Source organism: Enteractinococcus coprophilus, from assembly GCF_006716305.1.
In the GTDB taxonomy this organism is placed as follows: domain Bacteria; phylum Actinomycetota; class Actinomycetes; order Actinomycetales; family Micrococcaceae; genus Yaniella; species Yaniella coprophila.
Window position 1 is genome coordinate 825,109 of the sequence record NZ_VFOU01000001.1, and the last position, 19,409, is coordinate 844,517.

Below are 19,409 nucleotides of genomic sequence, written 5' to 3' on the forward strand. Positions count from 1 at the left end.
CGGCTGGGGCAGGGGTAGGATCGAGTCGATTCTACGACGGTGGTGTCGTCGTCGGTCATGCACGCTGCAAGGTTGAAGCAATGGTTAGTATCGAAGGATGCAGTGGCGCGAAGTTGATGGTTATGACTGGTACGTACTTGAGACCCCGGAGACCGGACCGTATCTGAGTTTAGTGCTCGGTTACGGGTTGGTGCATGAGCCAGTCGAGGAGTTTGGGACCCTGCAGTTGGCTGCGGGCATGTTGCAGATGGAGCTGTCGCGCCCCGTCGAGACCGGTTTTGGGCGAGCTTCGGTGCCGGAAGTGTCGGTGACGGTGGGTTCTGATACGACAACCATTGGCATGCGCGGGGATGTAGCGACCCTGTCGGCGGCGTGGCAGCGGTTTGCTGACGTTTTGGCAGGCCGCCAGACGGTGGACATCTCCGATCCGGTGGATGTACGGATCTCAGCAGCCCCGCGGGATATCACGACCCGGTTTGGGTTGACCTCGTTGACGTTAGCCGCCTCGCAGGTGGTGCAACCACAGGCTGCGGGTGACCCGTTTATGTTGTTAGGACACCTGAATCCCGCTGCGGGCCAGGTTCGGGCGGTGATGTGCACGAATACCGAGCAGCTGATCTCCAACGCATTTGCGGCACCTACCGGGGGATTGGCGGGTGTGGAGCGTTCGCGGTATCGTGCCGATGCCCGCCCGGGCGGGATGGAATTTCGTGCGGGTTATCCGTTGATCTCGGTCATGGTGCCCAGTTCGGCCGATGGTGCCGCCGCCGTGCGAGTGCTGGCCCAACAAACGGTCCAACATATTCATGACGTGACCCGGCGCGATCTGGGCATCGAAGTTTCTCTGGTGTCCGTGGGGCCGGATACGTTGGCGACCCTGATGGTCGCGGACGCTATTTTGCATGGGCAACAGCGCTCGCAGATCCAGCAATTGATTGTCTCCAAACCGATTCCGGATCACCGGATTGCCGACGCCGTGGAGTTCGAGGTCGAAAACCGGCCGCTCAGTAGAATTCTAGCCCGTCGGGTCCACGGTCTGGATGAGGAATTCGCCTCGCTGGATGCCACGCACCAGGCGGTAGCGCAGGCCCGGGCAACGATGCGGTTCTACACAGACCCCCTCTCGCACCTTCCGGCCGGGTACGAACCGATTGACCAGGCCTTGCCCGCCGCGGATGGTCCGAAATTCAAGCGAAAAGCTGGCCGCGACCACCTGGTGATCGGCACCGACGTCATCGAGCATCGTTATGCTGGTGGCCATGGCGCGGTGACGGTCGATGCGGTAGATGTACACAACCTGGCGCTGGTGATCGAGGACCCATCTGATGCCGTGGTGCTCATCGATGACCAGTACCGCACGGTGGATGTCATTTTCGATGTGTACCGCAAACAAAATCAGCTACGCGAGTTGATCACCCAGCGTACCCAGGGCGTGCCGCGGATTACCGCCGGCGACCTGATCCCGACAGCGCAGGTCCGACAGCAGGCGGGCAAGTCGCGGATGCTCAAGTGGGCGGTTGGGCTAGCTCCGGTGGCCATCATCATGTTTGCGGTGTTGATGTCCTGGGCGGAAGGGTTGCGCGAGGTCGGCGAACCAGCACCCGAGCACATGGACCCGCCGCAGGCTCGACAAGATGAGCCGGAACGTGCTGCAGAGCAGGTCAAAACGGCAGCGGGAGAGACTGCGACGTTGGCGAACTGGTCGCGCGTCACCGTTGACGTGACTGAGTTTGAACCGGGCGAGGATAGTGAATTCGCAGCATTCACGGGCGTGCATCTGGTGGCGGATATCGAATATTGCGCCGCCGAGGACGACGACTTCGTGGACCCGGAGCTGTTCTCCATGACCCACGGTGAGCCGTCACAATTCGCACACGACGTGGAGGACGTTGAGGATCCGCTGCAACCACGCGAGCTGGAGGCAGGACAGTGCGCGACCGGCCAGCTGGGGTACTTCGTCATGGGTGACGAAGCTACGAATATGCAGGTGTCTTATAGCTACGACTATCCGGGTCGGGTGGCCTGGGTGGTTGAGGACATCTCCTCGGGGTCGTGATGGCACGTCGTCGAAACAAGACCCCGACCCGCACCCAAACCGTTGTGACCTTGTTGATCATGTTCGGTGGGTTGCTACTCATGACCTGGGCTTTCACTGATCCTTGGCGAGATGCCCAGAACTTCACGTGGGTCGAGTGCGAGGTCATGAGCGCTAAGACCCAGCGCGGTGGTAGAAACTCCTCGGTACCCTGGTATGTCGCGGTGGAGACCCGTGACTGCGGAACCGTTGTCTACCGGGTCGGCACGAGCCAAGACAACGTCGAGGGCGTGGCCGCGCAGTTTGAGCCGGGTCCATATGAATTCAAATTCGGTGCGGTCTCGCAGCGACGAGCCCAGGGTGGGACCTTATTGGGCCATGCCGCAGATGCCAAAGATTTCCGGCGGCTACCCACTGAGGAGAATAGAGCTGTCAGCGACGTTCAGTAACCGCATCGGCGTGGGTTTTCGGCGCTAATACGGCCGCAGGAACAATGATCAGCGCCAAGATCCCACCGACCACCGTGAGGATACCGAATCCTGCCGCGCTCATGAGCACTCCAGAAAATACCCCGGCACCCGCACCGAAAATTTGATACCACACGTCGATGCTGCCTTGCGTGGCGGCACGGGTGTCGGGCTGGGTCCCGTGCACAATCAGCGTGGTGCCAGAGACCAGTCCAATATTCCAGCCGATGCCCAACAGCATCAGGGCAACCACCAGTGCGACCAGATTCTCAGCGGGTGCAAAAGCAGCCAGCAGTCCAGTGGCTAGGAGGATGATACCCCCGGAAATCGCCATGCGCCGGGGACCGACCCTGTCGACTAACGGTCCGGTGACCAAGGAGGGCAACCACATTGCCGCGACGTGGAGTCCAATGACCAGTCCGACGGCACCCAGCGAATGATCATGAGCGCGCATGTGCACCGGGGTCATCGTCATAATGCCCACCATGACCATCTGCGAAATGACGAGCACGAGTGCCCCGACTCGAACGAGTCGCGACGGTTTCTCTACGACTGGTGGGGCGGTGACCTCGAGGCCTTGCGCGCTGTCTTGGGCCTGAAGTTGTTTGGCAACCACATAGGGGTCGGGCCGCAGCATGGTTACCAGAATGCTGCCCGCGACGAGGTAGGCGACTGCTGCCAGCAGGAAGGGCCCCGTCAGTGATGGCAGGCCGAAGCGTTCGGCGAGGTCGCCGAGTGGTTCGATGAGGTTGGGGCCTGCGACCGCGCCGATGGTGGTGGCGACCATGGCGATGCTCACCGCGGTGCCCTTGCGGTGTGCCGGTGCTAAATCCGTACCGGCATAGCGGGTTTGCATGTTGGTTGCCGTCCCTGCCCCATAGATGAATAACGAGACGAAGAGGAGGACCGGGCTGGAGATTTGTGTGGCGATGACGACTCCGATGGCGCCGATGCCGCCGACGATAAAGCCGAAACCCAGAGCGCGTCGTCGTCCCGTTCGTTGGGTTGCACGACCAATCAGAAATGCGGTCAGCGCGGCCCCCAGCGTGAATAGGGCTGTCGGTAAACCAGAGAGCGCCTCGGTGCCGAGCAGGTCCTGGGCGATCAGTGCGCCCACGGAAATGCCGGCAGCCAGTCCCGCACCACCGAAGGCTTGACTCATCACCACCGTGAGCAAGGTGCGACGGTGGAGTCGTTGGCGCTGTTGCGGTGTGATCGTGTCAACGGACGTGGTCAAATCGGCTGGCTCCTGTGAAGATGGTTGCGGTGCGATATCACGTGAGGGTTACATCAAACAGCCATCTAAGATGGCATTCAGGTACGGCAGGTGGACTACGAGGCTACCGGCAAGAAGAATCCCAGTGACAGGTACCATCGTCGAAATAGACACTAGGCCGCGTTTGCCGTTGGGCGGTGCGACAAGGTGCCGGATCCGGTCAATCCCGGCCGCATGCAACGCGATGGCTCCACACGTATCATGGGCGACGCCTGGACCAGACCTTTCGCCCAACTTCAATAGCGCACTGGCCAAAACCGGTGTACTCGTGCGGTAACGCGCGGTATTGTCGGCAGCCATTTCCAGGTAGTGCGGCACCGCGGAGTTTATGGCAGCAATCAGCGGAACCCAACGCAACGGAGCAATTGCACCCTGAAATAGGCCCAAGATGAGGTGGTGTCGTTGCCGCAGGTGTGCGGCTTCGTGGGTGACAACGGCGGTCAACTCATCTGGAGTGAGCAGCTCGAGGAGTGCGGTAGAGACGACGATGCCCCAGCCACGATTTGCTAGCGCAAAGGCCGTGGGGTGCGAATGTTCAATCACGGTGACATCATGTCCAGCAAGCCGTGTTCGATAGGCCGTGTGCCGCAGGGCTTGTTCGAGACGTCGACGTTGTTTGACGCTTCGGCGGAAGTACCGGTAACCGCTCACGACCATCAACAGCCCGAGGAAGACCGGCACTGCCAGCAGGACAATGATTGGGATGAACGTGTCAACTGTTAACCCCGATGGCAGCGGGTTTGCTGCATTGAGACACCGTTGACAGACCACTCCGGTGTTTCCCGGCATGACATGGCTGGGTCCAGACAGACCCCAAGCAAGCATAGGGCCCAGCGCGGCGAAACTGGCGATCCAGACGCTGGCCGTTGCCAACAGCGCGACTACCGCCACACGGGGTTTCAACATCAACGCGGGTGCTGCCTTGCGGACGAGTATCCCGCTCGTTAACCCGCTGGCGATGACGGTGACGGTCAACACCGCGGCGATGAGTAACGCAGTCATGATTGCTCCAGATAATTGCGCAGCATTTGTAGTCCTTCTTCTGGCATGTCTTGGACAAAATGCAGGATCGAAGCGGCCTTATTCTGGCTAGAATCTAACGCTTGATGCATCTGTCGTGCGACGTATTCTTCACGACTCATCTGCGGGAGGTAATGGACAAATCGCCCCTCGCGTTCGGCGCGCACCATCTGTTTGGTTTTGAGGTTCTGCATGACCGTGGCGATGGTGGTGTAGGCCGGATTGCTGGGCAGAACATCCATGACGTCGCGGACGCTGCGAGGACTAGAGTCCCACAAGAGATTCATGACTTGTTGTTCAAGTTCTCCCAGCTGAGGCGCCGGGTGGTTTCGTGCGGTGGTCATAGGCGTGTGCTGACGTGCTCCTGAGTGAAAGACTGATTCGCAGGTGGGGTTGGTGCCACCCTGCACACGATCTGCTCTTTGAGCCGCCACAGCAGGGCGACGCTAGTGAGCAGAAGTGCCGCAACCCCCAAAAACGGTTGGATCGGAGCGAAATAGGTAATAGCACCAAAGTAACCGAACGCGATCAGCGCCAGTTTATTACAGACCGGGCAGCCGACAGCGAACCATGATAGGAAACCACCGAGCATGCCGAGTTTTCCTTGGCGTCCTGTGGGGTCAAGGGCTATGGCATCTTCGTCCACCGATGAGACCGGTTGGATATAGGTGGCTATCAGCATTCCGCTGATAATAGACGTGACAATCCAAACCGGATAATTCCACCACACTGGTGGAATGTCACGTGCGAACACGGGATTGGGGATTAGGACTGTCGCTATTCCGATGAGCAAACCAACGGCAATGGCGGCCAGTGCCGCCATGAGAATTTGGCGCGCCGTCCATTGACCCAGGGCTTGTTTGGCGTATCCAAGGGTTGTGAGCATGGCATCTACTATGCCTGATAGTAACGATGATGTATAGTTGCCTGCCGGAGTTGTTACTATCTCGCATAGTAACTATGGTCCTCTGGAAATCGAAAACGTAAAGTATATGAAGGAATCGTTTTGCCGCAACAACCCTCCAGTTCGAAACCACCGTGGCTTCTCCCAGTCATCGTTGGTATCGCCGCCCTTGTCGTGATTGCCGCGGCATATTTTCTCTTCTTCGGTTCGGGGAGTTCCAATGATTCCGACGTCGCAAACAGTCCCGAAAGTGAAGGGGGCGGGGTCGTTGATGTTGTCCCGCAGGGCGAAGAAGACCAGATTGATCTGAGCCACGTCGAGCGACGCGACAGCGAGGACCCGTTGAGCATTGGCACGGTGGATGCTCCAGTGACGATGGTGATGTTCTCGGACTATCAATGCCCGTTCTGTGCATCCTGGATGGATGAAACGCTACCGGTCATGATGGACTACGTCGACGACGAGCAGCTGCGCATCGAATTTCGTGATCTGAATGTCTTTGGTCCAGAATCCGAGCGCGCCTCACATGCCGCCTACGCCGCAGCGTTACAAGATTCCTACATGGAATACCATCAGGCCTTATTGGCCGACGGCGAGATCAGGCAGCCCGCTGAGCTCAGCGAAGAAGCTCTCCTAGACCTGGCCGCAGAGCTCGGACTGGACACAGACCAATTCCTCGAAGATATGCACTCAGAAGCAGTCCAAGAACAGATCTTGGAAAATCAGCGCCTGGGTACTGACCTCGGAGCATACTCGACGCCGTCATTCATAGTGGGTGGCCAGCCAATGGTCGGGGCACAACCCACCGACGTGTTTGTTGACGCCGTGGATCAAGCACTCACCGACGCGTCGGAGTGAATAGACTATGGAAATCAGTCTAGTCACAGCGTTTCTCGGTGGCGTGCTCGCCTTATTGAGCCCCTGCGGTGCGCTGCTGTTACCCGCATTCTTTGCCTCGGTTATCGGCCAACGCATGCGCCTGCTCTTACACGGCGGGGTGTTCTACCTCGGACTCGTGGTGACACTGGTACCGCTCGGGCTAGGACTCGGCGCGGTGGGTAGTCTGCTAACCGAATACCGGGGTGCGCTCATCGTGACGACCTCTGTGATCCTGATTCTCTTAGGACTGGTGCAAGCCGCAGGGTTTGGTTTCGATTTGTCGAAAGCACTGCCGGGTGCCGGAGCGCTACAGCAGCGCGCTCACAGCCGCGGCGGCTTCGTCCGCACCGTACTCTTAGGTGCCGCCAGTGGTGTGGCTGGATTCTGCTCCGGCCCAATTCTCGGTGCAATCCTCACGCTGGCCGTGGCCCAGGGCAATACGTGGAACGCCGGAGTCATGCTGGCTGTCTATGGCCTGGGAATGGTCGTGCCGCTCACGATCCTGGCCGCAGTGTGGCACAAACTCAGCCCTCGGGCACTCTCGGTGCTACGCGGTCGCGGATTCCGATTTCTGGGTCGCGATCTCCACACCACCTCGGTCGTCACGGGTCTGTTGATCGTCGCGCTGGGTGTCGTCTTCTGGACAACTAACGGCCTGGTCAGTGCGCCATCTCTGCTGCCTACCGGTATCCAACGCGGCCTGCAGTCCTACAGCGGTGTCTTGGCGAACCCACTGGTCGACGCCATATTGCTTGCAGCAGTCGTCGTTGTGGTGATCACCATCTGGGCCGTGCGACGAAGTCGCAACCAGGTGACGGTCCAGCAACCCTCTGAAGAGGAAGTGCTCTAATGGTCTTGCTGCACTCTATCCTGCCGCGGAGACGGTGGCACTTCGGGGCGGCACTGGCTGCCGCAGTCCTCCTGAGCGCGTGCGGTTCCGGGGGCGACAGCTCGCAAGGCCAAACCTTACCGGACTATGATCCCGCACCAGCCCAGGTCAACAGCCCGGCGACCGAAGTAAAGAAAGACGAACTGCGCGTACCGCTGCAGTTCACCCACCAATCCCTGGTCGCACCCGGCTGGCAGACCCCACCGCACGGCGCCGATGGCGTGTTTTTGTCCGCAGGACATAACGACGACATCCTGACATTCCGAGCCGTTGATGACACTGGGACGATCCTCTGGGAAGCCCAACGACCGCTCAGTTGCACCGGCTTCACCCTCACCACCGCCGACGACGAGCAAAGCTATGCGGTCCTCACCGACATTGACGCCGATGTCCAGACCTTTGGGCATACCGTTGCGGCCGCCTATGACCTGCAGACGGGCGACCAATCCTGGGGCCCAGTCGAGGTCCCCGGCCCGCATCACGGTCCGGGGATCGTGTTTGCTGCACCGTCGGAAGAAGCCATGGGGGAGTCCGGACCACAAGTCGTGCTGGATCCAGCTACCGGCGACGTCCTCATCGACGAGCGCGAGACGCCCGAAGTGGCGATCCTCGGGGAATTCCACGGCATCGTGCTGTTAGTTGTCGACGAGCAGGTGCAAGCACATAGCGCAAGTGGCCTAGCCCAAGACGGACTCACCGGACAGCCCAAGTGGAGCATCCCGCTGGATGACTACGCCTGGGACACACAGCGGCTGACTGCGAAGGCTCCGACGCCGAACCCGATCGCCGAAGAGCAGTCCGGGGGCGTGCTCATTGGCACCAACGATACGGACCGGATCCTGGTCACACTTACTGATGGACAGGTGATCGCTGACCAGCTTTCTGCGGCAGGTCAGGACCCGTCGAGCCAAACCTGGGTGACCATTGGCGAAAATATCGTCGGCTATGACGTCGAGGAGCACAAACTTTACGAAGAGTCCCACAACGGCGCGGATCTGATCGGTGTCGGAGCGGCGATTGCATATCTGCGAAACGCCGAGGGCAATATCGAAGCGCGCAATGTTTTGACCGGTGCGATTGGGCGGTCCTATGATCCGCAAGATGCCGGAGTGCTCACAGTGCCCAGCGTGATCACTGCAACCGGTGCCGGCATCCTCGAAGCCGATGACGAATACTATCTGGTACCCGCAGCATCGGCCGAAGACCAAGAGGGATAGTTAGTCGTCGTTACCAGCTGGGGAGTTCAATGGGATCGCGCAGGCTGCGTGCCATGACGAGTTTCGACACGAATGGCAGCCCCATGAGGCGGATGGTCGCATTGCGCATGTACAGCTGCTTGCGATCCTTTGGCGCAAACGCGATGTCTAATTGCAGGGCAGCATCCTGTTTATCTTGAATCATGGGTTGCAGCTGCCGCTGATAGGCCGCAAAAGCCTGTTGGTGGTTGCCCTGGGTACGGCGTAGCTGTGCCGCCAAGACGTAGGCACCCACCATGGCGAGCGCTGAACCTTGCCCCGCCAACAAGGAGGGCGCCGCTGCGGCATCGCCCAGGAGTGCAACGCGGCCGCGAGACCATGTGGGCATGCGAATCTGGCTGGCCCGGTCCATATAAAATGACTTGGCTCGCGGTAGGTGCTCGAGGATGTTGGGGGCCTCGCCACCGATGCCGCGCAACCTCGTCCGAAGGAGTTCCTGTCGTGCCTCAACATCGTGGAGCGGGATTGGACGATCGTCCCGGAAAGTAAACAGCACCAGGGTCGCGTCATGGTGCAACGACAATCGCATGGTTTGCACACCGATGGTGGTTTGGGTGACGGCGACCAGTTCATTGCGTGGCCGGTAGCCCTCTAACTCCAGGGCACAGACGACCAGCCCTACGTGGTGTTCGAAGTCGGCCTCCAAACCAAAGACCAGCGACCGAACCTTCGAATGCAGGCCGTCCGCTCCGAACACCAAGTCGAATTCGCGGGACTTGGAGTGGGCAAAGTCGACGTGAACTAGCTGACCATCGTCCTCCAGCGCTGTCACGGTGTCGCCGAAAATGGTCTCTACGTCGTCGAGACAATCGTAGATTGTTGCAGAAAGATCAGAACGGGCGATCGAAACATACCGGCCGCCCTTAGGGTTAGCTGAGGTCTAGAAAATTGCGCAGTTGATCGAAGGCTTCTGGGACGACGCTATAGTGTGCCCATCGACCGCGTTGCTCGCGGGTAATCAGGCCGGCGTCGACGAGCTTTTTCATATGGTGGCTCACGGTGGGTTGGGTGATCCCAAGTTCTTCGGTGAGATCACAATCGCAGACTTCCTGGCAACCCTGTGCCGTGATGTGGGAAAGCAATCGGAGTCGGGTGGGATCCGCTAACGCTTTGAGCATCTCGGCGAGGCGCTCGGCTTGTGCGGCGCCTATGGGTCCTGCTGTCAGGGAGCAACACGGGGTATTGGAGGCGGTGGCTGTTGCTTCATCGATGGTCGTGCTCATGACGCCATCTTACATTGACGGTCATCAATGTGTCAGGGTAGTCTCAGATCCGATGCATTGATGAACGTCAATATGAGAGATTCGTGTAAATGATGAGCACTGCTGTGCAAAATACCGCTGCGACGACGGAATCGCCGGTGGTACAAGAGATGTCGTTTCTGGACCGGTGGTTAGCGGTCTGGATTCTGTTAGCGATGGGTCTTGGTCTGGGGCTGGGCCGTTTCGTGCCGGACCTGAATGCGATCCTGGATTCTATGACGATCGGCGGGATCTCGGTGCCGATCGCCGTCGGCCTGTTGGTCATGATGTATCCGGTCTTGGCTAAGGTTCGGTATAACGAGACCCAGCGGGTGACCGGGGACCGCAAGCTGCTGATCTTGTCCTTGGTATTGAATTGGGTGCTGGGACCGCTATTCATGTTCATCCTGGCCTGGACATTCTTGCCGGATCTCCCGGAATATCGCACCGGATTGATTATCGTGGGCCTGGCTCGGTGTATTGCCATGGTGTTCATCTGGAATGACATGGCCTGCGGTGATCGCGAGGCCGCAGCTGTCTTAGTCGCAATCAACTCGGTATTCCAAGTCGTCGCCTACGGCGCACTGGGATGGTTCTACCTCCAAGCACTACCCTCCTGGTTGGGGCTAGCGACGACGTCGGCAGAATTTTCCATCGGTGCCATCGTGGTATCGGTGCTGGTGTTTTTGGGTATTCCGTTGCTCGCCGGATTCCTCACGCGTACCTTCGGGGAACGGGCCAAAGGTCGCCAGTGGTACGAAGAAACTTTCCTGCCCAAGATCGGGCCCTGGTCACTCTACGGACTGTTATTTACCATCGTGTTGTTATTCTCGTTTCAAGGTGAGGCCATTACCTCTCAGCCGTTGGACGTCGCCAGAATGGCAGTCCCGCTGCTGTTGTACTTCGTGTTGATGTTTCTGGTCAGCTTCATTGCGTCCAAGATGGTGGGACTGAATTATGCTAAATCCACTTCGGTGGCCTTTACCGCATCGGGTAATAACTTCGAACTGGCCATCGCCGTGGCAATTGGGACTTTCGGCGTCACCTCGGGCCAGGCCTTAGCCGGCGTGGTTGGGCCACTGATCGAGGTGCCGGTTCTCGTCGGGCTGGTGTATGTCGCCTTATGGTTAGGGCGTCGTCTCTTTCCCGGAGATCCAAGCGTGCCCACCTTCCGCAGAGTAAAGCATGCCGATGCCGTTGACACTGCTACGAGTACTACGAGAGTCTAAGAAAATCATGTCCATTTCGCTGACCATTCCCAGTGTGCTGTTCGTCTGTGTCCACAATGCGGGTCGTTCCCAGATGGCAGCAGGCTACCTTCGAGAACTCGGACAGGGGCGGATCGAGGTTCGCTCCGCCGGCTCTGCGCCAGCTGAGCAACTCAACCCCATAGCTGTGGAGGCCATGGCAGAAGAAGGTATCGACATTACCTCGGCTCACCCGAAGATCCTCACGCCCGAAACTGTCAAGACTTCTGACGTGGTCATCACCATGGGTTGCGGGGATGTCTGCCCGATCTATCCTGGTAAACGCTACGAAGACTGGGAACTCGACGACCCAGCAGGCCAGGGGATCGAAACCGTCCGGAAGATCCGCGACGACATCAAAGCCCGGGTGCAGCGGTTAGTTTCCGAAGTCTCACCCGACTCCGCCCCGTCGCCCAGAGGCTAAAACGCATGACAGCGTCGTCGATATTGGTGGCGATGAACAGCCCGATCGCCTGCAGCATGGATGTCAGCACCACACATATCTCCTTCGAAGATATCTCACTGCCTCGAGGCAACGGTAGCAGCCGAAGATGTCTGCAATGAATCTCGGGCTAGAGACTACGACTTACCTTTTCTCGACCGCATCGAGCGGTAGATCGTGTTGCTTGGCGAACTCTAGCCATTCGGCGGTCGAGCGTTTGGAAAAATGTTCTGCCAGGGTCGAGCGGCTATCACCCAGCAGTGCGGTGAGCGTTGCATGAAAGTGCGGTTCGATGGCGGCCACCGCGATCCATCCGTCCTGGGTTTGATACATTCCGTATTGCGGGTGAGCACCGGAGAGGATCTGGCCCGGTGCGGTCGCCCCGATCCGAAACGCTTCCGCGGCGTCGTCGACACCCTGCTTGAGCCCAACTCTGCGATGAACGGCCTGATGAATGCCCATCTTTTGGGCGTGCTCGTGCTCGCGGAGTGCATCCAGTGCTGCAATCGTGGCCTCGTAGCCGCCGAGTACATCGGCCCAGGGTACGCGGGGCATCTCCGGTGGGTTTAATAAACCGGCTGCGGCTTGATAGGTCAGATCATGTCCAGGTTCATTAGGCGCTTCGACATCGCCGACAATTTCGACATGGGCAACTCGTGCGCGAGCTACCATGTCATAAAGACCGAGCCGGTCAGCTGCGCTCGGCCGCATAGACGAGAGCAGGAGATCAGCACCGGACAGCAGCTCGACGAACTGCTCCCTGTCCTCGGGCACTTTCAAATCCAACGTTTTGCGGACCTGTCCCGCGTTGAGTGCTTCGAACCATTGCGGAAACGCCTGCGCCGGATCACCATGCGGGGACTCGACTTTCGTGACGGAAGCACCCAGCCGGACTAAGTGTCGTGCGGCGAGTGGACCGGGCAGATTGGGTGCAACGGTGACGACGTGCACACCCATAAGGCTTCCTGAATCATGCACGGGCATCACGGTTGTGCATTTACTCTTGGTGAGGGGCAACGTTGAGTTGCCAGGACACCCCGTAGCGGTCGTTGAGCCAGGCAAACGGGGCAAAACCGTAATCGTTTTTCGGCATCATAGCCTGGCCGCCCTCTAAGAGCGCTTGATACATCCGATCGAGTTCGTCTTCGGATTCGCATCGAAAAGACAAGGACATCGACGGCGTGAAATCAAACTCGTGGGGCACCGGGCTGTCCATAATGTTGAGCTCTAGACCCGCGATACGAAGAGTTGCGATTTGCACTTTGCCGTTCATATCGGGTGTCTCGTCGCCGTAACGCTGCAGCATCAGGACCTCGCCGTCGAAGAGTTCGACATAGAAGTTCATTGCTTCCTCAGCGCGCCCATTCTGAAACATCAGATGGGGTAAGAGTTGTTGCGTATCGGTCATGACTAACCCTTCGGCTCGATGTGCTGTCTGACCTCAAGTGTAGGGGGTCAGGTGGTCACGGGATAGACCGAACGGAGTAAGGTGATGACATACCGGATTTCAACACGCAGAACATGCGAGCGCACATGTAGCGGGTGAAAGACAATGGATTGGAACACTTGGCTTCCGTTATTGGAAGCCACCGATTACACCATCGCACGCGAAGTGCTGTTACGCGGGGTGGCCGCGATCTACTGCACCGCATTTCTGGTCGCATTCAACCAATTCCCGGCCCTACTGGGCGAAAACGGACTCACTCCAGCCCCCGAATACATTGCACGCACCAGCTCGCGCGAGAAGCCCAGCCTATTCCGCTGGCGCTTCACTCCCTATAGCGACCGACTGCTGCGCATCGTATGTCTCATCGGTATGGTGCTGAGCCTGAGCGTCGTGTTCGGGTTGGTGCAGTTGGGTCCTGCGTGGACCACCATCCCGGTCTTTTTGCTCATGTGGTGGCTCTATCAGTCGATCGTCAATATCGGGCAGTACTACTACGGCTTCGGGTGGGAATCGCTGCTGCTAGAGGTCGGCTTCGTCGTCGCATTTCTCGGTACGCCCGACGTCGCACCGCCGTTGCTGATCCTGCTGTTTCTGCGCTGGACCCTGTTCCGCGTTGAGTTCGGCGCCGGGATGATCAAAATGCGCGGAGACAAATCGTGGCGGAATCTGACCGCGATGAACTATCACCACCAAACCCAGCCGATGCCCAATCCGGTGAGTCGGTGGGCGCACCAGAAACCTCAGTTGTGGCATAAGTCTGAGACCCTGGGCAGCCACGTGATCCAACTGGTCATGCCTTGGTTATTGTTCTTCCCACAACCGATCGCCTCGATTGCCGCCGTCGTGATTATTTTCAGTCAGTTGGTGCTGGTGATCACCGGCAACTACGCGTGGCTGAACTGGTTGACGATTCTGATCGCTTTTTCTGCCATCAGTGACTCGTTCCTCTCGGCGTTGGTCGGTGGTGGTTCGCCGGACTGGGGCTGGGGCCATATCGGCGCGGCGCTCAATGGACAGCTCGAGTTGCAGTCGCCCATATGGTGGCTGGTGCTCACCGCCGTCGTCTTTGTGGGGCTCTGTGCGTTGAGTTGGCAGCCCCTGCGCAACCTGTTTTCACCGCATCAGCTGATGAACGCCAGTTTCAACCGGTGGCACCTGGTCAACGTCTATGGTGCATTCGGGTCGATGACGCAGGTGCGCCGCGAAATCATGATTGAGGGCACCATGAGCTCGGACCCTTCGGACGACGACGGATGGCAGGCCTACGAGTTTAAAGGCAAGCCGGGGGATGTGTTCCGGCGGCCGCCCCAGGTCGCGCCCTATCATCTTCGACTGGATTGGATGATGTGGTTCTTAGTGTTGGGTTCTCCGAATCAGCCGTGGTTTCGGCGGTTGCTGGATAAGTTATTGGACGGCGATCCAGCGATTCGAAAGCTGCTGCGTACAGATCCGTTTGACGGCGAGCCGCCCGTGCTCATTCGAGTCAAAATCTTTGAATATCGCTATGCCACAGCTGCCGAGCGACGCGAAACCGGCCAGTGGTGGTGGCGCAAAGAACTCGGCACACTCGTGCCACCGATCGGGTGAAGTATCCCATTGCGATGCTGGCGTGCGGCTAATAGAGTGAAGCTGGTGTCCAGCCGTGTCAAAGAGATTGGCGACAGTACCCATGAAGCGCACAAAACTTATACCTATCGCTGCTGTATGTTCGCTGCTGGTGCTCAGTGGGTGCAGTGCTGAGGACAACCTTGTTGAAGGTGGCGACCCGCCTGAAGTGACCTGCGAACGATTCCACGACACCATAGAGAAGTTCAGCGATATTGACCCGTCCACCATGGGCTTTGGAGATATCCTCGCGCACGTGAGCGAAGGCTTCTCCGAGATTGAAGTGATTGCTGATCAAGCCCAGGATGACGAGCTTGCCCAATCCATCGACACGATGAGTAAGACGCTGAATTCCACGATTGCTGCATCAGGTGGGGACATCGATGCGGTGCGTGCTGAGCTCGATGAGAGCCTGCAGGAACCTGAAGTCCAGAACGCTACCACCTATATCGAAGAAACCTGCGGGACGGAAATGCCGCTTTAATGACGGCCTGCGCGTCATCCCGCTTAGGCCGGTCTGGTCAGAATCCACACGGGAGGCCCGGCGGTTTTGACCGTGGCGGTAAGTTCGAATCCGAGACGATAGTAGAACGCCAGATTGTTCGGGTCAGACGTCTCGGTTAAGCAGGTGGCTTGCTGGGAGTCGATCACCTTTAGACCGGCAGCGACCACGGAAGTACCTAAGCCGCGTCCCTTGCTGGGCTGGGCAACCCCGACGGTGGCCAGTAGCCAGTCATGGTCAGGTCGGTGCGGGGCCACCAGAGTTTCGGATTCGGATAGCGCACTGAGCCGATCGGCGTGCAGTGCAGTTATCCGATCGAGAACTGCTGGCGTCGGTGCCGCGGTGGCGGGGATGAAGGCCGCGACGGCGTCCAAGGTATCCGACGTCCACACCATTCCGTGCGGCATGGCGAGTTCTTCGAGGTAGATGCGTTGCAGGGTTTCAATTCGATCTTGATGCTGATCAGCGGGCACGGTCCAGCGCGTCCAAGCGTAATCGGTGAAAGCATCAGCTAGCACCGCTGCCAATTGCGGTACCTCACTGAGCGTTGCGGGTCTTGGCATTTTCCCTGCTCAGCAACACTGCAACGAGTATCAGAATGGCCGTGACAGCCGCTGGGACAACGATGGGCACAGAGGCTGGAAGTAACCAGGCATATGACCCTGCCGCCACGGGCATGGAGATCGCTGCGATCAGATACGCGCGACTGGAATAGACCCAACTAAACGGAAGAAAGTGTGCGCCAACCAGCACCGCTAAAAACCACGGCACCATAGTCGGCACAGCCAAGACGGCGCCAATCATCAACGGAATGAACAAGACCTGGACGGCGCCCAAGAGTCCGGCGAGCGTTCCCAGCGGGTTTCCTGAAGCGAACGGGTCGAGTTTGAGGAACTTGGCCACCAGCAGGCTCAATGGAAAGAGCGCTCCAGCGCCAAAAACATAAGCCAGCGCCAGCACAAAACTATCGCTAAGGACCACGCCCAAGACCGTGAACGTGGACCACAACACGATCCCGGCGACGATAGCGTTCAGGCCCCTGCCCGTCCGATGGCTCAGATCCTGACGAAGATGTGTCAAATCGTCAATGGATGTGGAAACAGTGGAGGTCATTTCGAGTCACTTACTATTAGAGGATCATCAGGGGGCAGTGTGCTTTAGGGTCGCGTAAGGCGGTGAGTCGTCACACAATGCGGGAGATTATTCTAGGCGAGGAGGGTGCCCTTGATCTGTTCATGATGTAGCGAGTCTGGTTACTCAGAACATGAATTGCCCGTCCGTTTCACCCTGCGCTAGTACAGTTCTTATTACGTTCGTCGCCGGACCGTTGGGAGTCAGGGGTGATCGGGATGCAGCTCGGAGTGTGGTGCAGCCACATGGTGCAGGAGGTCATGGATTCGATGGTCGGTGAGGCGCCATCGGCGATGTCGGCCGTGGGTGCGGGGTTCGGCCACACCAATGCTGTGGAGCTTCCGGAGTGCCTGGGTGACCGCATTTGGAGTGGAGTCCACGGCAGCAGCTAGCTGCGTGACCGTGGCTTCGGGGGCGGCGTGCATCGCGATCAGCAATTTGAGACGAGTCGGGTCGGCACAGACCGTAAACGCCTCGGTCCACAGCTCAAGTTGGGGCTCCATGCGGGCGACGGCGGCTTCCGCGATGTGCTCGTGGTCGGTTCCATTCTGCACCGTGGGAGCTTTGCGAGCGGTAATAATGTATTGCATCTGCACATGGTGTCCGGGGGCCACACCGGCCGCTTGATCTAGTGTGAATACCTCGGCCAGTGGTGTTGCCGTGACGTGGTGGAATCCGGCCTGCCGGATAATAGCCAGGGTGTCATGGATACTGTGGGCTTCTGCCAGCGGGAGCTCGTCGGCCACATGCCCCCCATAGTGTTCGACAAAATTCTCGGTCAGGTTGGCTTCAAGACCGTTGGGGAACCACGGTGCATCGATAATCATCAGGCGCCCTTCAGGCCGTAGCATTCGTTTCCAGTTCAACAGGGCCTCTAAAGGATCACGCAGCGTCCACATCAGGTAGCGGTTCGCCACCACATCAAAACTCGCCGGTTCAAAATCTGGTCGGATAGCGTCTCCGATCCCAAACGTCGGATTCGGCTTGTGCTGGGCGCTGCGTTCTTGCGCCCGGTCATCAGCGATAGCCAGCATGCCTTCGGAGAGGTCGGTAGCGGTGACTGTGTACCCAAGGTCTGCAAGCAGAAAGGCTAAGTAACCGGTGCCGGTGCCCACATCTAGCACATCTTTTACACTTTCCGGGAGGGCTGGACTCACAGCGCGGGTCCACGCGGCCTGATCAGCATTGCGACGGTCTGCACGCTGTTGGTGAGCATCGTAAGTAGGAGCACGATAATTCCAGTAGCGGTTGATCTGTGGTTGGACACCAGTCACAGGTATGGTCCTTTCTTATCAAGCGTGGGGATCGGTGGCAGCGCGAAGGAGAGGTGCACATGATCGGCGACCTGGTGCCGGATGGCATGAATGCCGTACACCTCGTAGATCAGCTCGGGCTTGAGAACATCTTCGGGGGTGCCGCTGGCAGCCACCTGCCCGTGGTCCAACAGGATGAGCTCATCGCAGTACTGTGCTGCCAGATTGAGATCGTGGAGCACGACCAGAGTGGTGACGCTCAGGCTGCGCACCAAAGCGAGAATTTCGTGTTGGTATCGAATATCCAGATGGTTGGTGGGCTCATCGAGCAGCAGATGTCGCCCTTGTTGTGCCAGCGCCCGAGCGATCAAGACGCGTTGGCGCTCGCCGCCCGACAGGCTGGTAAATGATCGATGGCCCAGGTGTGCGACCCCGACGCGTTCCAGTGCATCGGCTGCTAAGCGGTGGTCTTCGGCGGTCGTTCGGGTGAAGGGTGGGGTATGCGGCGTCCGGCCGAGTAAGACCATTTCCCCGACGGTGATCGCATTTTCTTCATAAGGTTCTTGGACGACGACGGCCAGCTGCTGGGCGATCTCGCGTGGGTTCAGTTGGCTTAGGGGTTTGCCGTCGATACAGACTGCACCTTCTTGGGGTTGTAACGCCCCGTAGAGCAGTCGAAGTAACGTGGTTTTGCCCGAACCATTTGGGCCGATGATCCCCAGGACGCGTCCGAGTGCACTCGACAACGAGATGTTGTTGATGACGCGGTGGTTCCCGTAGGCGTAAGTGAGGTTGGTGCCGGTGATCACAGGTGGAACCGTTCGACGATGTTTTCCAAACCGGTCACGGCCAGGGGCGTAGCGGGTTCGGCGAAGTTCAAGAGTTGAGTCATCACCTGGTCTTTTTGCACCGCGGTAAGTGTTTCGGCCCCGGGCAGACTATGCAGCGATTCTTCTACGGCTTGGGGGTCACCTTCGGAGTGCAGCAGAATGATGATATCAGGGTCATAACCCAGCAGCTGCTCGGAAGAGACCTCGAAGACGCGCTCGGAGGTGCCCGCAAAGACATTCGTGAGTCCGGCGGCTTCGAGCTGAGCGTGAGCCATTGAGCCCGTTCCGTAGGCGTAGGTCGTGCCGCCGCCGACAGTAGGGTACAGCACGGCCGCGGTGCGTTGCTCATCAGTAGGCGTCTGAGCGCGGGCTGCTGCAACACGGTCTTCGAGGTCTTCGACGATGGTGCGGGCTGCGGCTTGTTTATTGAACACTGTGCCATAGACCTCGACCTGATGATAAACCGCTTCAAAATCAGGGGACTGATCGGCACCGGTGGCACACAATGCTGGCTCTTCTAATAATGGGATAGCCGATGCTGCAAGGCTTTGCCGAGGCAGGTTTTCGACCTCACCGAAGACGACATCAGGGTTTTGGGCGATGACAATGTCTTTGGAAATATGGAGATGACCGGTAGCATCCACGTCAGAAGCGAGTTGCGGGATGGCTTCAAGCTCTTCAAGCGTGGGCTCATCAAAATATTCTTCTGGGAAGGCTCCGGCTCGCGCCACCGCTCGGTCAAGTACCCCGAGGGCATGCAGTGCCGGGACGGGTGCCGATTTTAGCAGCACGAGCCGTTCGGGTGGGGCTTCGAAGGTCACCTCGGCCCCGCAGTTCTCTACGGTTACCGGGTATCCTTGCGGGGCCGTTGTGTTTGCGGTTTCGGGGCTCGCAGCACAACCGGTGAGCAACAGAATGCCGACGGTAATAAGAGCCCACCTCTGAAAAACAGAAGGTCGAATAGAACGCATGGTAAATATCTCCT

Annotated in this window: 22 protein-coding genes; 9 read left to right on the forward strand and 13 right to left on the reverse strand. The window is 58.7% G+C overall.

Annotated elements, in window-relative coordinates; translation table 11 throughout:
• The first annotated feature begins 97 nt into the window (after positions 1-97).
• A complete protein-coding gene (locus FB556_RS03735) occupies positions 98-2,056 on the forward strand; it encodes a hypothetical protein (protein ID WP_141864845.1) in 1,959 nt (652 codons plus the stop codon).
• Positions 2,053-2,484: a hypothetical protein gene (locus FB556_RS03740; protein WP_170200349.1), complete on the forward strand. Its 432-nt coding sequence runs from the start codon at positions 2,053-2,055 to the stop codon at positions 2,482-2,484. Before FB556_RS03735 ends, FB556_RS03740 begins: the two co-directional genes overlap by 4 nt.
• Here the strand turns inward: FB556_RS03740 and FB556_RS03745 are convergent.
• Genes FB556_RS03745 through FB556_RS03760 form a run of 4 tightly spaced genes read right to left on the reverse strand, consistent with a single transcriptional unit; the run spans position 2,468 to position 5,684 of the window.
• A complete protein-coding gene (locus tag FB556_RS03745) occupies positions 2,468-3,739 on the reverse strand; it encodes an MFS transporter (protein ID WP_211343967.1) in 1,272 nt (423 codons plus the stop codon). The two genes, FB556_RS03740 and FB556_RS03745, sit on opposite strands and share 17 nt — an antisense overlap.
• 48 nt (positions 3,740-3,787) lie before the next feature.
• Positions 3,788-4,780 (reverse strand): M56 family metallopeptidase, encoded by a 993-nt coding sequence (locus FB556_RS03750; RefSeq protein ID WP_141864851.1) that lies wholly within the window; start codon positions 4,778-4,780, stop codon positions 3,788-3,790.
• Positions 4,777-5,142 carry a BlaI/MecI/CopY family transcriptional regulator gene (locus tag FB556_RS03755; RefSeq protein ID WP_141864853.1) on the reverse strand — a complete coding sequence of 122 codons (366 nt, stop codon included), beginning with the start codon at positions 5,140-5,142 and terminating at the stop codon, positions 4,777-4,779. The genes FB556_RS03750 and FB556_RS03755 overlap by 4 nt, the downstream gene beginning before the upstream one ends.
• Positions 5,139-5,684: a hypothetical protein gene (locus FB556_RS03760; RefSeq protein ID WP_141864855.1), complete on the reverse strand. Its 546-nt coding sequence runs from the start codon at positions 5,682-5,684 to the stop codon at positions 5,139-5,141. Before FB556_RS03760 ends, FB556_RS03755 begins: the two co-directional genes overlap by 4 nt.
• Positions 5,685-5,804: 120 nt before the next feature.
• Here FB556_RS03760 and FB556_RS03765 point away from each other — a divergent pair, with 120 nt between their 5' ends.
• From FB556_RS03765 to FB556_RS03775, 3 genes are read left to right on the forward strand one after another with little or no spacing between them, the layout of a single operon-like run.
• Positions 5,805-6,560, forward strand: coding sequence for a DsbA family protein (locus tag FB556_RS03765; RefSeq protein ID WP_170200350.1), 756 nt, complete (start codon positions 5,805-5,807; stop codon positions 6,558-6,560).
• Between the two features lie 7 nt (positions 6,561-6,567).
• Positions 6,568-7,431, forward strand: coding sequence for a cytochrome c biogenesis CcdA family protein (locus FB556_RS03770; RefSeq protein WP_141864859.1), 864 nt, complete (start codon positions 6,568-6,570; stop codon positions 7,429-7,431).
• Positions 7,431-8,687 (forward strand): hypothetical protein, encoded by a 1,257-nt coding sequence (locus tag FB556_RS03775; RefSeq protein WP_141864861.1) that lies wholly within the window; start codon positions 7,431-7,433, stop codon positions 8,685-8,687. Before FB556_RS03770 ends, FB556_RS03775 begins: the two co-directional genes overlap by 1 nt.
• A 10-nt stretch (positions 8,688-8,697) precedes the next feature.
• Here FB556_RS03775 and FB556_RS03780 read toward each other — a convergent pair whose 3' ends face one another.
• Both FB556_RS03780 and FB556_RS03785 read right to left on the reverse strand, forming a co-directional pair.
• Entirely contained in the window at positions 8,698-9,570 is an 873-nt protein-coding gene (locus tag FB556_RS03780; protein ID WP_141864863.1) for an FAD-dependent monooxygenase, read from the reverse strand.
• Between the two features lie 25 nt (positions 9,571-9,595).
• Complete coding sequence (locus tag FB556_RS03785) at positions 9,596-9,949, reverse strand: ArsR/SmtB family transcription factor (RefSeq protein ID WP_141864865.1); 354 nt, start codon at positions 9,947-9,949, stop codon at positions 9,596-9,598.
• A gap of 92 nt (positions 9,950-10,041) precedes the next feature.
• Here FB556_RS03785 and arsB point away from each other — a divergent pair, with 92 nt between their 5' ends.
• Both arsB and FB556_RS03795 read left to right on the forward strand, forming a co-directional pair.
• Positions 10,042-11,196, forward strand: coding sequence for an ACR3 family arsenite efflux transporter (gene arsB / locus FB556_RS03790; protein ID WP_141865334.1), 1,155 nt, complete (start codon positions 10,042-10,044; stop codon positions 11,194-11,196).
• Positions 11,197-11,203: 7 nt separating this feature from the next.
• Positions 11,204-11,638 carry an arsenate reductase ArsC gene (locus FB556_RS03795; RefSeq protein ID WP_141864867.1) on the forward strand — a complete coding sequence of 145 codons (435 nt, stop codon included), beginning with the start codon at positions 11,204-11,206 and terminating at the stop codon, positions 11,636-11,638.
• A gap of 162 nt (positions 11,639-11,800) precedes the next feature.
• Here the strand turns inward: FB556_RS03795 and FB556_RS03800 are convergent, their stop codons facing one another.
• Complete coding sequence (locus tag FB556_RS03800) at positions 11,801-12,634, reverse strand: CoA transferase (RefSeq protein ID WP_211343968.1); 834 nt, start codon at positions 12,632-12,634, stop codon at positions 11,801-11,803.
• Between the two features lie 19 nt (positions 12,635-12,653).
• The gene (locus FB556_RS03805) at positions 12,654-13,064 is read right to left on the reverse strand and encodes a VOC family protein (protein ID WP_141864869.1); all 411 of its coding nucleotides are present in this window, start codon (positions 13,062-13,064) and stop codon (positions 12,654-12,656) included.
• Between the two features lie 144 nt (positions 13,065-13,208).
• On the opposite strand from FB556_RS03805, the gene FB556_RS03810 reads away from it, so the two are divergent.
• Both FB556_RS03810 and FB556_RS03815 read left to right on the forward strand, forming a co-directional pair.
• Positions 13,209-14,690, forward strand: a complete 1,482-nt coding sequence (locus FB556_RS03810; RefSeq protein WP_141864871.1) for a lipase maturation factor family protein — start codon at positions 13,209-13,211, stop codon at positions 14,688-14,690.
• 82 nt (positions 14,691-14,772) lie between these two features.
• Positions 14,773-15,192 (forward strand): hypothetical protein, encoded by a 420-nt coding sequence (locus FB556_RS03815; RefSeq protein WP_141864873.1) that lies wholly within the window; start codon positions 14,773-14,775, stop codon positions 15,190-15,192.
• Positions 15,193-15,215: 23 nt separating this feature from the next.
• Here FB556_RS03815 and FB556_RS03820 read toward each other — a convergent pair whose 3' ends face one another.
• The 5 genes from FB556_RS03820 to FB556_RS03840 all read right to left on the reverse strand — a co-directional run bounded on the left by FB556_RS03820 (position 15,216) and on the right by FB556_RS03840 (position 19,395).
• Positions 15,216-15,773, reverse strand: a complete 558-nt coding sequence (locus tag FB556_RS03820; protein ID WP_141864875.1) for a GNAT family N-acetyltransferase — start codon at positions 15,771-15,773, stop codon at positions 15,216-15,218.
• Positions 15,748-16,290, reverse strand: a complete 543-nt coding sequence (locus FB556_RS03825) for a DUF7010 family protein (protein ID WP_170200351.1) — start codon at positions 16,288-16,290, stop codon at positions 15,748-15,750. Before FB556_RS03825 ends, FB556_RS03820 begins: the two co-directional genes overlap by 26 nt.
• Positions 16,291-16,544: 254 nt before the next feature.
• On the reverse strand, positions 16,545-17,615 hold the full coding sequence (locus FB556_RS13635) for a methyltransferase domain-containing protein (RefSeq protein ID WP_141864879.1): 1,071 nt from the start codon (positions 17,613-17,615) through the stop codon (positions 16,545-16,547).
• The gene (locus tag FB556_RS03835) at positions 17,612-18,403 is read right to left on the reverse strand and encodes an ABC transporter ATP-binding protein (protein WP_141864882.1); all 792 of its coding nucleotides are present in this window, start codon (positions 18,401-18,403) and stop codon (positions 17,612-17,614) included. The genes FB556_RS13635 and FB556_RS03835 overlap by 4 nt, the downstream gene beginning before the upstream one ends.
• Positions 18,400-19,395 carry an ABC transporter substrate-binding protein gene (locus tag FB556_RS03840; protein WP_141864884.1) on the reverse strand — a complete coding sequence of 332 codons (996 nt, stop codon included), beginning with the start codon at positions 19,393-19,395 and terminating at the stop codon, positions 18,400-18,402. Before FB556_RS03840 ends, FB556_RS03835 begins: the two co-directional genes overlap by 4 nt.
• Positions 19,396-19,409 lie beyond the last annotated feature (14 nt).

What these genes read in the sequence shown, in the direction of transcription:
- FB556_RS03795 (WP_141864867.1), top strand. Translation starts at nt 11,204, where the DNA reads ATGTCCATTTCGCTGACCATTCCCAGTGTGCTGTTCGTCTGTGTCCAC.
- FB556_RS03770 (WP_141864859.1), top strand. Translation starts at nt 6,568, where the DNA reads ATGGAAATCAGTCTAGTCACAGCGTTTCTCGGTGGCGTGCTCGCCTTA.
- FB556_RS03755 (WP_141864853.1), bottom strand. Translation starts at nt 5,142, where the DNA reads ATGACCACCGCACGAAACCACCCGGCGCCTCAGCTGGGAGAACTTGAA.
- FB556_RS03735 (WP_141864845.1), top strand. Translation starts at nt 98, where the DNA reads ATGCAGTGGCGCGAAGTTGATGGTTATGACTGGTACGTACTTGAGACC.
- FB556_RS03775 (WP_141864861.1), top strand. Translation starts at nt 7,431, where the DNA reads ATGGTCTTGCTGCACTCTATCCTGCCGCGGAGACGGTGGCACTTCGGG.
- FB556_RS03810 (WP_141864871.1), top strand. Translation starts at nt 13,209, where the DNA reads ATGGATTGGAACACTTGGCTTCCGTTATTGGAAGCCACCGATTACACC.
- arsB (WP_141865334.1), top strand. Translation starts at nt 10,042, where the DNA reads ATGAGCACTGCTGTGCAAAATACCGCTGCGACGACGGAATCGCCGGTG.
- FB556_RS03760 (WP_141864855.1), bottom strand. Translation starts at nt 5,684, where the DNA reads ATGCTCACAACCCTTGGATACGCCAAACAAGCCCTGGGTCAATGGACG.
- FB556_RS03805 (WP_141864869.1), bottom strand. Translation starts at nt 13,064, where the DNA reads ATGACCGATACGCAACAACTCTTACCCCATCTGATGTTTCAGAATGGG.
- FB556_RS03820 (WP_141864875.1), bottom strand. Translation starts at nt 15,773, where the DNA reads ATGCCAAGACCCGCAACGCTCAGTGAGGTACCGCAATTGGCAGCGGTG.
- FB556_RS03785 (WP_141864865.1), bottom strand. Translation starts at nt 9,949, where the DNA reads ATGAGCACGACCATCGATGAAGCAACAGCCACCGCCTCCAATACCCCG.
- FB556_RS03750 (WP_141864851.1), bottom strand. Translation starts at nt 4,780, where the DNA reads ATGACTGCGTTACTCATCGCCGCGGTGTTGACCGTCACCGTCATCGCC.
- FB556_RS03840 (WP_141864884.1), bottom strand. Translation starts at nt 19,395, where the DNA reads ATGCGTTCTATTCGACCTTCTGTTTTTCAGAGGTGGGCTCTTATTACC.
- FB556_RS03815 (WP_141864873.1), top strand. Translation starts at nt 14,773, where the DNA reads ATGAAGCGCACAAAACTTATACCTATCGCTGCTGTATGTTCGCTGCTG.